The 11,475-nt window shown below is 65.1% G+C and carries 10 protein-coding genes; all 10 read left to right on the top strand.

Annotation, left to right across the window (positions count from 1 at the left end; genetic code table 11):
• Positions 1-28 precede the first annotated feature (28 nt).
• The 10 genes from RSO01_RS18815 (at position 29) to pgl (ending at position 11,412) form a co-directional block, all read left to right on the top strand.
• On the top strand, positions 29-916 hold the full coding sequence (locus tag RSO01_RS18815) for a haloalkane dehalogenase (RefSeq protein ID WP_147150715.1): 888 nt from the start codon (positions 29-31) through the stop codon (positions 914-916).
• A gap of 51 nt (positions 917-967) precedes the next feature.
• Positions 968-1,219 (top strand): DUF2798 domain-containing protein, encoded by a 252-nt coding sequence (locus RSO01_RS18810; RefSeq protein ID WP_147150713.1) that lies wholly within the window; start codon positions 968-970, stop codon positions 1,217-1,219.
• Between the two features lie 527 nt (positions 1,220-1,746).
• Positions 1,747-2,436 carry an HAD family hydrolase gene (locus RSO01_RS18805; protein WP_147150712.1) on the top strand — a complete coding sequence of 230 codons (690 nt, stop codon included), beginning with the start codon at positions 1,747-1,749 and terminating at the stop codon, positions 2,434-2,436.
• A gap of 10 nt (positions 2,437-2,446) precedes the next feature.
• Entirely contained in the window at positions 2,447-3,532 is a 1,086-nt protein-coding gene (gene tal / locus RSO01_RS18800; protein ID WP_147150710.1) for a transaldolase, read from the top strand.
• Between the two features lie 10 nt (positions 3,533-3,542).
• The gene (gene pgi, locus RSO01_RS18795) at positions 3,543-5,180 is read left to right on the top strand and encodes a glucose-6-phosphate isomerase (RefSeq protein WP_147150708.1); all 1,638 of its coding nucleotides are present in this window, start codon (positions 3,543-3,545) and stop codon (positions 5,178-5,180) included.
• Positions 5,181-5,192: 12 nt separating this feature from the next.
• Entirely contained in the window at positions 5,193-6,212 is a 1,020-nt protein-coding gene (gene gnd / locus RSO01_RS18790; RefSeq protein ID WP_147150706.1) for a phosphogluconate dehydrogenase (NAD(+)-dependent, decarboxylating), read from the top strand.
• A gap of 13 nt (positions 6,213-6,225) precedes the next feature.
• Positions 6,226-8,283, top strand: a complete 2,058-nt coding sequence (gene tkt / locus RSO01_RS18785) for a transketolase (RefSeq protein WP_147150704.1) — start codon at positions 6,226-6,228, stop codon at positions 8,281-8,283.
• A gap of 25 nt (positions 8,284-8,308) precedes the next feature.
• Positions 8,309-9,862 carry a glucose-6-phosphate dehydrogenase gene (gene zwf, locus RSO01_RS18780; RefSeq protein WP_147150702.1) on the top strand — a complete coding sequence of 518 codons (1,554 nt, stop codon included), beginning with the start codon at positions 8,309-8,311 and terminating at the stop codon, positions 9,860-9,862.
• A gap of 21 nt (positions 9,863-9,883) precedes the next feature.
• A complete protein-coding gene (locus RSO01_RS18775) occupies positions 9,884-10,699 on the top strand; it encodes a Cof-type HAD-IIB family hydrolase (RefSeq protein WP_147150700.1) in 816 nt (271 codons plus the stop codon).
• Entirely contained in the window at positions 10,696-11,412 is a 717-nt protein-coding gene (gene pgl, locus RSO01_RS18770) for a 6-phosphogluconolactonase (RefSeq protein ID WP_147150698.1), read from the top strand. Before RSO01_RS18775 ends, pgl begins: the two co-directional genes overlap by 4 nt.
• Positions 11,413-11,475 lie beyond the last annotated feature (63 nt).

Here is an 11,475-nt window from a genome sequence, read left to right as displayed (position 1 = left end):
TTCGTCGGTTAACGCAGGAGAAGCGAATATGATCTCTGCGGCATTTCCATACCAAAAGCAGCGGCGGAGTATCCTTGGCCGCGAGATGGCATACGTGGAGGTGGGGCAGGGTGACCCCATCGTGCTGCTGCACGGCAATCCCACCTCGTCGTACCTCTGGCGCAACGTCTTGCCGTACCTGCAGCCACTCGGCCGCTGCATTGCCCCCGACCTGGTCGGCATGGGCGATTCCGACAAGCTGCCTGACAGTGGCCCCGGCTCGTATCGCTTCGTCGAGCATCGCCGCTATCTCGATGCCCTGCTCGAGGCGCTGGATGTACGCGAGCGGGTCACGTTCGTCATCCATGACTGGGGCTCAGCCCTCGGCTTCGACTGGGCCAACCGCCATCGCAAGGCGGTGAAGGGCATCGCCTACATGGAGGCGATCGTGGGGCCGCAGTATTGGGATCATTGGGACAAGTTCGGGATGCGTCCAGCGTTGCAGGCGTTGCGTTCCGAGGCCGGCGAGGCGATGGTCCTGCGCGACAACTTCTTCATCGAGAAGATCCTGCCAAAGGCCATCCTGCGTCACCTCTCCGCCGAGGAGATGGCGGCGTACCGACGGCCGTTTGCCGAGCCCGGCGAGGGGCGGCGGCCGACGCTGACATGGCCGCGGCAGATTCCCATCGAGGGCGAGCCCGCCGACGTGGTTGCGATCGCGACCGCCTATGCGGACTGGCTGGCAACGAGCAAGGTGCCCAAGCTCTTCGTGAAGGCCGAGCCCGGCGGGATCCTCGCCGGCGGCGCGGTTCTCGACCTTGCCCGCAAGTGGCCGGCGCAGACCGAGGTGAAGGTCGCGGGGGTTCATTACCTCCAGGAAGATTCGCCGGACGACATCGGGCGGGCCATCGCAGGTTGGATGGGAACGTTAGGCTGACGGGGCCATGCGATCAGGACGCCGCAACTTCGGCAGAGATTTGGCAGAGCAATGCCGCGAATTCCCAGAAAGTACGGATACCTAGTGTTTGGTGTGATCCAGTCAGGTCTCACGTCGGCGATTGCGGCCGGGGTCGCGAGCGTTCCTTTCCTCGGCACCTTTGCCTTCATAGCGAACTGGCTCGACTCCTGGCTGATCGCATGGATGACAACCATTCCCATTGTGGTACTGGCCGCTCCTGCTATTCGGCGTCTCGTCCTCGCCTTGACGATCGATTCCAGCGATCGCCGCAATGGAATATGACTTGCCGGCGCCAGCGAGATCGAATGGATCCCATGTGCCATGAGAAGGCCAGTACTTTTGTGACAGGAACCGAGGCGCAGCTCACGGGCCAGCTCATGACGTGTGAGCTTCGCCAGCCTCTCAAAGCGGCGCCCAACGTATTGTGGCGAAGGGCATCGACGCCCGTCCCCAGCAACTACGCCTTGGACTGGACCATCCAGTCGCGCGCGGACGCCGGAATCGGCCCGTGGCACGGGTATCGACAGGTGAGAGATCTGGTCTCGACCGCAGGCGTTGGTGGTTGTACCGTCGGTAGGTCGTCATTCTTGACGAGAGAGTCGACGACAACCACATGCCGACAACGGTCTGATCTTGGCGACATTACTCAGGCCGCTTCTCATAGGCGCGCTCTGCCTGAAGCATTGGTGAGGCCAGGTCCGCTGCGATTCCGGGACGTTTGTATGATCGCCCGTGACGCGACGGTCAGAATCGGGGAAGGGAATGGAAGTCGTGACCCAAATGATATCCGGAAGCGGACGTGCTGCTGCATGACACAGCCTCACCCACTCGTCTTCCTGGTCGACGTTGACAACACGCTGGTCGACAACGACGGGATCCAGCAGGACCTGAAGGACCATCTGGAGCGGACCTACGGCGTCGCTACGCGCGATCGCTATTGGCGGATCCTGGAGGACCTGATGGTGGAGCTGGGCTACCGTGACTATATCGGCGCCCTTCAGAAGTTCCGCGTCGAGCACCCGCGCGAGATGGAGCTGCTGGCGATGTCCTCCTACCTCATGGACTACCCTTTCGCCGAGCGGCTCTACCCGAACGCCCTTGAGGTGCTGGCGCGCCTGCGCAGCGCGGCCCCGACCGCGATCCTGACGGACGGCGATGTCGTCTTCCAGCCGCGCAAGGTCGAGCACGCGGGCCTGGCCAAGGTCGCGGACGGCAACGTGCTGATCTACATCCACAAGGAAGAGGCCCTGGAAGACGTCGAGCGGCGCTTCCCGGCTGACCATTACGTTCTCGTCGACGACAAGCCGCGTATCCTGGACGCCGTCAAGAAGATCTGGGGAGAGCGTGTCACGACAGTGTTGCCGCGCCAGGGCCAATATGCGCACGACGCCAAGGTAATCAGTGCATTGCCGCCGGCGGACGTGACGATCGAACGCATCGGGGATCTGCTCGACTACAACTTAACGCGGCTGCGTACGGCCGCCGTACATCCAGCCTGAAGGTGACACCATGAAGCCAACCCAGAAGCTGCACGACGTCGGCCAGAGCCTGTGGCTCGACAACATCACCCGCGAGCTGCTGAACAGCGGCACGCTGAAACGCTACATCGACGATCTTTCGGTGACGGGGCTCACCTCGAACCCGACGATCTTCGACAATGCGATCAAGAACAGCGCCATGTATGACGAGGACGTGTCGCGGTCGGCGTCCGCTGCCAAATCGGCCGAGGACCTCTTCTTCCCGCTGGCGCTCGCCGACCTGACCCGCGCCGCCGACCTGTTCCAGCCGGTCTTTGCCCGGACCGATGGCGTGGACGGCTGGGTGTCGCTCGAAGTTTCGCCGCTCCTGGCGCACGACACGAAGAGCACTCTCGCGGCCGCCGTCGATCTTCATAAGCGCGCCGGCAAGCCCAACCTCTTCATCAAGATTCCCGGCACCCCGGAAGGACTGCCGGCCATTGAGGAGGCGATCTTTGCCGGCGTGCCGGTCAACGTCACACTGCTCTTCTCGCGTGAGCAATACGTCGCGGCAGCCGAAGCCTACTTGCGCGGTGTCGAGCGTCGGATCGCGGCCGGCCTGAACCCGGCCGTCGCTTCAGTGGCCTCGCTCTTCATCAGCCGATGGGACGTCGCGGTTGCCGGCAAGGTTCCGGCCGAGCTCACCAACCGGCTCGGCATCGCCATCGGCCAGCGCACCTACAAGGCCTATCTCGAATTGATCGCGTCGCCGCGCTTCCAGCGCGCGGCCAACAGCGGTGCCCGCGCCCAGCGCCTGCTGTGGGCCAGCACCGGCACCAAGGACCCGAAAGCCTCCGACGCTCTCTATGTGAAGGCGCTCGCCGCACCCTTCACGGTCAACACCATGCCCGAAGGCACCCTGAAAGCCTTCGCCGATCACGGCGAGGTCGGCCAGGCGCTCGCCCCGGATGGCGGCGACTGCGAGACGGTTCTCGCGAGCTTCGCCAAGGCGGGTATCGACATCGACGCGCTCGCCAAGCAGCTGCAGGACGAGGGCGCTGCGTCGTTCGTGAAGTCGTGGAACGACCTGATGGAGCGCATCGATTCCAAGCGCGTCCAGATCCGCAAGGCAAGCTGAGGAAAAATCAATGAGCGTACCGGCTCTGCACCTGCGCCCGGCCTGGGCGTTGCTGAAGAAGCACCACCAGAAGATCAGGCGTACCCACCTTCGCCAGCTCTTCGCCAAGGATAGCGAACGCGGCCAGAAACTCGTGGCCGAAGCCGCCGGGGTCTATTTCGACTATTCCAAGAACCGGATCACCGACGAGACCCTGAGCCTGCTGCTCCAGCTCGCCCAGGAGTCGGGGCTGCGCGATCGCATCGACGCCATGTTCCGCGGCGACCAGATCAACACCTCGGAGAAGCGGGCGGTGCTTCACGTCGCTCTGCGCGCGCCGCGCGGCGCCTCCATCATGCATGAGGGGCAGAATGTGGTGCCCGAAGTCCATGCCGTTCTCGACAAGATGGCCGCGTTTGCCGATCGGCTGCGCAGCGGCGAGTGGAAGGGACACACCGGCAAGCGTATCCGCAACGTGATCAATATCGGCATCGGCGGCTCGGACCTCGGGCCGGTGATGGCCTACGAGGCGCTCAGGCACTACAGCGAACGGTCGATGACCTTCCGCTTCGTGTCCAACGTCGACGGCACGGATTTCGCCGAGGCGGTGCACGGGCTCGATCCGGCGGAAACGCTGTTCATCGTCTCCTCCAAGACCTTCACCACATTGGAGACGATGACCAATGCGCACACCGCGCGCGACTGGCTGCTGGCCGGCCTCGGCGGCGAGCAGGCCGCCACGGCCAAGCACTTCGTCGCCGTCTCCACCAACGCCCAGGAGGTGGCGAAGTTCGGCATCGACACGGCCAACATGTTCGGCTTCTGGGACTGGGTCGGCGGGCGCTATTCGATGGATTCCGCCATCGGGCTCTCGACCATGCTCGCCATCGGGCCGGACAATTTCCGCGCCATGCTGGGCGGCTTCCACGAGATCGACGAGCATTTCCGCACCGCGCCCTTCGAGCGCAACCTGCCGGTGCTGATGGGCCTGCTGGCCCTTTGGTACAACGACTTCTTCGGCGCCCAGACCGTCGCCGTGCTGCCCTACGAGCAGTACCTCAAGCGCTTTCCCGCCTATCTCCAGCAGCTCACCATGGAGAGCAACGGCAAGCACGTCACGCTCGACGGCCAGCCGGTGGATGCCGATACCGGGCCGATCTACTGGGGCGAGCCCGGCACCAACGGGCAGCACTCGTTCTACCAGCTGATCCATCAGGGGACGCGCCTCATCCCCTGCGATTTCATCGCCTTCGCGCACACCCTAAATCCGCTCGGCCAGCATCATGACATGCTGCTGGCCAACGTCTTCGCCCAGACCGAGGCGCTGGCCTTCGGCAAGACCGTCAAGCAGGTCAAGGCCGAGGGCACGCCCGACTGGCTGGTGCCGCACCGATTGTTCGAGGGAAACCGCCCGTCGAACACCATCCTGCTCGACAAATTGACGCCGGCGGCGCTCGGCAAGCTGGTGGCCCTCTACGAGCACAGCGTCTTCACCCAGGGAACGATCTGGCAGATCGATTCCTTCGATCAGTGGGGCGTGGAGCTGGGCAAGGCGCTTGCCCAGCGCATCATTCCCGAGCTCGAGGAGGCAGCGGAACCCAAGCTCGAGCACGACAGCTCGACAAACGCGCTGATCCGCCGCTATCGCAAGATGAAGCAAAGCACCTGAGGGGAGCTGACCATGCAGTTGGGAATGATCGGCCTTGGCCGAATGGGAGCAAACATGGTGCGCCGCCTTCTCAAGGGCGGCCATGAATGCGTGGTGTTCGACATGTCGCCCAAGGCGGTGGCCGAGCTGGTGACGGAGAAGGCGGTCGGCGCCGGCTCGCTGGCGGAATTCACCAAGGCGCTCAGCAAGCCGCGCGCGGTCTGGCTGATGGTGCCGGCCGGCGTGGTCGACAAGACCATCGCCGATCTGCTGCCCCATCTCGAGGCAGGCGACATCCTGATCGACGGCGGCAACTCCTACTATGTCGACGACATCCGCCGCGCGACGGAGCTGAAGCCCAAGTCGATCCACTATGTCGATGTCGGCACCAGTGGCGGCGTCTGGGGTCTCGAGCGTGGCTACTGCATGATGGTCGGTGGTGAGCCCGACACGGTGAAGCGTCTGGAACCGATCTTCGCCACCCTTGCACCAGGTCTCGGCGACATTGCGCGCACGCCGGGCCGTGAGAAGCTGGGCGGCACGGCCGAGCAGGGCTGGCTGCATTGCGGGCCGAACGGCGCCGGCCATTTCGTCAAGATGGTGCACAACGGCATCGAGTACGGCGTCATGGCGGCCTATGCCGAGGGCATGGCGGTTCTCAAGGCGGCCAATATCGGTAAAAAGGGCCACACGGTCGATGCCGAGACCACGCCGCTGCGCGATCCCGAGCACTATCAGTACGATCTCAACCTGCCGGACATTGCCGAGCTTTGGCGCCGCGGCAGCGTGATCGCGTCCTGGCTGCTCGATCTTCAGGCTTCAGCCCTCATCAAGGACCCCGACCTGTCGAAGTTCGGCGGACGAGTGTCGGACTCGGGCGAGGGCCGTTGGACGATCAAGGCCGCCATCGACGAGGGCGTGCCGGCGCATGTCCTGTCGTCGGCGCTCTATGAGCGGTTCAGCTCGCGCGGCGAGGCGGATTTCGCCGACAAGCTGCTCTCGGCCATGCGCTACGAGTTCGGCGGGCATATTGAGAAGAAAGCCGGATCGTGAGGAGGCGCGTAGCATGACCCAGGACGAGCTCGACCAACTCGCCATCAACACCATACGCACGCTGTCGATCGATGCGGTCCAGCAGGCGAAGTCGGGGCATCCCGGCACGCCGATGGCGCTGGCGCCGCTGGTCTACACGCTGTGGAACCGGATCCTGAACTTCGACCCGAAGGACCCGATCTGGCCCGGTCGCGACCGCTTCGTGCTGTCGAACGGCCACGCCTCGATGCTGCTGTGGTCGATGCTCTTCCTGACGCGCACCCAGGCCGTGAACGCCGACTACGAGAACCTGGGCAAGCCCTCGGTCACGCTCGACGACATCCGCCGTTTCCGGCAGATCGACAGCAAGGCGCCGGGCCATCCGGAATATCACTGGGTGTCGGGCGTCGAGACCACGACCGGGCCGCTGGGGCAGGGCATCGCCACCAGCGTCGGCATGGCGATCGCGCGCAAGTGGCTGGCCAGCCGCTACAACAAGCCGGGCTTCGATCTGTTCGACTACAATGTCTACGCCATCTGCGGCGACGGCTGCCTGATGGAGGGCGTGGGCTCGGAGGCGGCGTCGCTCGCCGGGCACCTCCAGCTCGACGACCTGTGCTGGATCTACGACAACAACCACATCACCATCGAAGGCAAGACCAGCATCACCTTCACCGAGGATGTCGCGGCGCGCTTCCTCGCCTATCGCTGGAACGTGCTGCGCGTCGGTGACGCCAACGACCTGACCCGCATCGAGGATGCGTTGGATGTCTTCCGCAAGACCACCGACCGACCAACGCTGATCATCCTCGACAGCCACATTGGCTACGGCGCGCCGCACAAGGTCGACACGGCGGCGGCCCACGGTGAGCCGCTGGGCGACGATGAGGTCAAGCTCGCCAAGCGCGCCTATGGTTGGCCGGAGGATGCCAAGTTCCTGGTGCCCGACGGCGTGATGGACACGTTCGACAAGGGCATCGGCGCGCGCGGCGCCGAGGCGCGGCGGCGCTGGGAGACGCTGTTCGCCGACTACCGCAAGCAGTTCCCGGATCTCGCCACCGAGATCGACCAGATGCAGAAACGCGAGCTGCCCAAGGGATGGGATCGCAACCTGCCGAGCTTCAAGGCCGATCCCAAGGGCATCGCCGGCCGCGACGCCTCGGGCGAGGTGCTGAACGTGCTCGCCCAGAACATCCCCTGGTTCCTCGGCGGTTCGGCGGACCTCGGCTCCTCGAACAAGACGACGCTGAAATTCGCCGGCGCCGGCGACTTCGAGCCCGGCAGTCCTGGCGGCCGCAATTTCCATTTCGGCATCCGCGAGCACGCCATGGCCGCGATCGTGAACGGCATGTCGCTTTCCAAGCTCCGGGCCTTCGGCGCGACCTTCTTCATCTTCAGCGACTACGCCCGGCCGGCGATCCGCCTCTCCGCCCTCATGGAGCTACCGACTATTCTCGTCTTCACCCATGACGCCATGGGCGACGGCGAGGATGGGCCGACTCATCAGCCGGTCGAGCAGCTCGTCTCGTTGCGCGCCATCCCGGGCCTGGTGGTGCTGCGGCCGGCCGACGCCAACGAGGTCGTCGAGGCCTATCGCTACATCCTGCAGCTCCGTCACCAGCCGGCGGTGATGGCGCTGTCACGCCAGCCTCTGCCGACGTTCGACAGGGCCAGGTATGCGTCGGCGGCGGGCGTCGCGCGCGGCGCCTACGTCATGGCGGATGCGCCGGGTGGCCCGCCGGAGATCATCCTCATCGCTTCCGGCAGCGAGGTCACCCTGATCGTCGAGGCGCACGAGGCGCTGCTGGCCAAGGGCGTCCGTTCGCGCGTCGTCTCCATGCCGTCCTGGGACATCTTCGAGCACCAGCCCCAGTCCTACCGCGAGGAGGTGCTGCCGCCATCCGTCAAGACGCGGCTTGCCGTCGAGCAGGCATCAGCGCTGGGCTGGGAGCGCTATGTCGGCGACCAGGGCCGGGTGATGGGCATGAAGGCCTTCGGCGCCTCCGCGCCGCTCAAGGAACTGCAGCGCAAGTTCGGCTTCGAGCCCGACAAGGTCGTGGCGGCGGCCTTGGAAATGCTCGGGCGCAAGTGAGTTCGACGGGAAGGAAGCAGAAGCCATGGTGAACACCACACCCAAGGCTGTGGCGAAGGCCGAGACGGTTGCCGTCGCGCCGCCCTGCGCCATGGTGATCTTCGGCGCCGGCGGCGACCTGACCAAGCGCCTGGTCGCGCCGGCGCTCTACAATCTCGTCACCGCCAAGCGGCTGCCCGATGGCTTCCGGCTGGTCGGCGTCGACCACGGGAACAGGACCGTGGACGACTGGCGCAAGACCCTCACGGACATGATGAACGAATTCGTCACCAAGGGTGGTGGCGAGTTCGAGGCCGACAGCATCGACCAGACGGCCTGGCGATGGCTGACCGACCGCATGAGCTACCTGCAAGGCGACTTCGAGGACCCGCAAACCTACAGCCGTCTCAAGGAGCATCTTGCGGGACTCGACAAGACGGCCGGCACGGCGGGCAATCATCTCTTCTATCTTGCCGTCGCGCCCCGCTTCTTCAGCATCGTCGTGGACGCCCTCGGCACGGCCGGCATGGTCACGGAAGAGGGCGGACAGTGGCGGCGCGTCGTCATCGAGAAGCCGTTCGGCCATGACCTGCCTTCGGCCAAGGCACTCAACGCCGCGATCCTGAAGACGTTGCAGGAGCATCAGGTCTATCGAATGGACCATTTCCTCGGCAAGGAAACGGTCCAGAACATCATGGCGCTGCGCTTTGCCAACGGCCTGTTCGAGCCGCTGTGGAATCGCCAGCACATCGACCACGTCCAGATCACCGCGGCCGAGACGGTCGGCGTCGAACGGCGTGGCAAGTTCTACGAGCAGACCGGCGCGATGCGCGACATGGTGCCCAACCACATGTTCCAGCTGCTGTCGCTGATAGGCATGGAGCCGCCGATCTCCTTCGACGCCGAGGCCGTCCGGGACAAGAAGGCCGAAGTCATCCAGGCCATCCGTCCGGTGAGGTGGCCGATGAGGGATGCCGTGCGCGGCCAGTACGACGGCGGCACCGTGCTGGGCAAGCCGGTCAATCCCTATCGCCGCGAACCCGACGTGGCGCCCGATTCGAACACCGAGACCTACATCGCCTGGAAGCTGCAGATCGACAACTGGCGGTGGGCCGGCGTGCCCTTCTATCTGCGCACGGGAAAGTATCTGAAGCGGCGCTGGACCGAAGTCGCCATCCGCTTCCACCAGGCGCCGTACACGCTTTTCCGCGGCACGCACGTCGAGAAGATGAATCCCAACTGGATGATCCTGCGCATCCAGCCCGACGAAGGCATCGCGCTTCAGTTCGCCGCCAAGCGTCCCGGCCCGACGGTGACGCTGGGTAACGTCAGCATGGACTTCGCCTACAAGACCTATTTCGCCTCGGCGCCCAGCACGGGCTACGAAACGCTGATCTACGACTGCATGATCGGTGACGCAACGCTGTTCCAGCGCGCCGACAACATCGAGGCCGGCTGGCGGGCAGTGCAGCCGATCCTCGACTTCTGGGCGAGCAACCCTGGCAAGGGGCTTGCGACCTATGCCGCGGGCAGCGACGGCCCGGCGGCTGCCGACGAGTTGCTGGAGCGCGCCGGGCGCGACTGGCGTCCACTCGAGTAGGCAAGCACCACAGAGGTTCCGATGGCAGAGAAGCGCAAGATTTCCCTGGTGCTGGCCGACGTGGACGGCACGTTGGTTACCGAAAAGAAGGTGCTGACCGAGCGCGCGCAGACCGCCGTGCTGCATCTGCACGAGGCGGGCATCCGCTTTGCCATCACCAGCGGCCGGCCGGCCAAGGGCATGGCGATGCTGTTCGATCCCTTGAAGCTCGACACGCCGATCTCGGGCTTCAACGGCGGGCTGGTCATCAAGCCCGACCTCACCATCATCGAGCAGAAGACCGTGCCGGCCGATGTCGCCGCCCAGGCGATCGAGCTGATCCGCAGCCACGGCCTCGATGTCTGGGTCTATCGCGGCAACGACTGGCTGGTCGGCAACCCCAAGGGCCCGCACGTCGAGCACGAGGCCTGGACCGTCAAGTTCGAGCCCAAGGTCGTGAAGGACGTGGCGGCAGAACTCGACCTGGTCTCCAAGGTCGTCGGCGTTAGCGACGATCTCGCGGCGGTGCAGCGCTGCGAGGCCGACGCCCGCAAGGCCTTCGGCGGACGGGCGACGGCCAACCGCTCGCAGCCCTATTACCTCGACGTGACGAACAAGGACGCCAACAAAGGCGTGGTGGCGGATTTCCTGTCGCGCCATCTCGGCATTCCGCTCGAGGCGATCGCCACCATCGGCGACCAGCCGACCGACGTGCCCATGTTCAAGCGCTCGGGCTTCAGCATCGCCATGGGCAATGCACCTGCCGAGGTGAAGGCTCTGGCGACCGTCGCCACCGATTCCTACAACGACGAGGGCTTCGCCAAGGCGATGGAACGTTTCATCCTGGGTTCATCATGAACGGACGCATCGACGTACTTCCGGATCCGGCGGCCCTCGCGCGCCATGTGGCCGAGTGGATGACCTCGGCGGCCCTGGCGGCAAAAGGCACCTTTCGCGTGTCGCTTTCCGGCGGATCGACTCCGAAGGCGCTGTTTGCGCTGCTCGCCTCCAATGACTTCATCGGGCGTTTCCCCTGGCCACACGTCTCCTGGTACTGGGGCGACGAGCGCTTCGTTCCCTACGATCATCCGGAGAGCAATTACCGGATGACTCGCGAGGCGATGCTCGCCAAGGCGCCCGTACCGCCGGGAAACGTTCATCCCGTGCCGGCCGATGGTACGCCTGAGGAGGCCGCGTCGCGCTACGAGCAGACGCTGAAGGCAGCCTATGGCGCTGATGTGCTGGATCCGGCGCGGCCGCTGTTCGACATCACCCTGCTGGGACTTGGGCCCGACGGTCATACCGCTTCGCTGCTGCCGGGCGAACCGGTGCTGCAGGAGCGCAAGCGCTGGGTCGCGGCGGTCTCGCACGGCCGGCCCGAGGTTCGCATCACCATGACCTATCCGGTGATCGAGAGCAGCCGGCAGGTGGCCTTCCTGGTGGCGGGCAAGGAGAAGACCGCGATCTTCAAGACGATCCGTGCCGGCGGCAGCGACGTGCCGGCGGCACGTGTCAGACCGGTCGGCGACCTCATCTGGTTCGTCGATCGTGCGGCAGCCGGCGAGGGCTGACGATGTCATGGTCTTCCGGACCGCGCGCTTCCAGCGCGCTCACGATCATGAGCGCGCTGGAAG

This window comes from Reyranella soli (assembly GCF_007992495.1).
Classification (GTDB): domain Bacteria; phylum Pseudomonadota; class Alphaproteobacteria; order Reyranellales; family Reyranellaceae; genus Reyranella; species Reyranella soli.
Note: the sequence above shows the minus strand (reverse complement) of the source record. Positions and strands in the feature narration are given on the sequence as shown.